The organism is Haloferax sp. Atlit-10N, assembly GCF_003586325.1.
In the GTDB taxonomy this organism is placed as follows: Archaea; Halobacteriota; Halobacteria; order Halobacteriales; family Haloferacaceae; genus Haloferax; species Haloferax prahovense.
Genome location: NZ_PSYX01000198.1, coordinates 1 through 431, shown reverse-complemented (window position 1 = coordinate 431; position 431 = coordinate 1). Strand labels below are relative to the sequence as shown.

Sequence of the window (431 nt, the reverse complement as noted above, 5' to 3'; positions counted from 1 at the left end):
ACACGGAGAACACGAATGCGTCGTGGCTAGGGCGCCAGCTCACGGCTGCCGGTGCGAGCGTCGCCCGCGTCCTGACTGTGCCCGACGACGAGGCGGTCGTCGCCGACACTGTGGCGCGATATCGCGACGCCTTCGACGCGGTCATCGTCACCGGTGGCATCGGCGGGACGCCCGACGACATAACGAAGGCCGCCGTGGCGAGGGCGTTCGACCGCGACCTCGTTGTTCCCGACGACGTGCGGGCACACCTCGAAGCGAAGGCCGAGCGCTTCGCCGAGGACAACCCCGAGCTGGTGGACCGCTACGACATGGACCTGGACCTCGATGCGTGGGCGTCGGTCCCCGAGGGCGGCCAGCCGCTACTGACCGACGAGAGCTTCGCCGCCGGCTGTGTCGTCGACAGCGTGTACGTCATGCCGGGCATCCCCGAG

1 protein-coding gene is annotated in these 431 nt (G+C 69.6%); it reads left to right on the top strand.

From position 1 onward, the window contains the following. Positions 1-431, top strand: a 431-nt coding sequence (locus C5B91_RS21865) for a molybdopterin-binding protein (RefSeq protein WP_233547925.1), incomplete at both ends; no start/stop codon positions are given.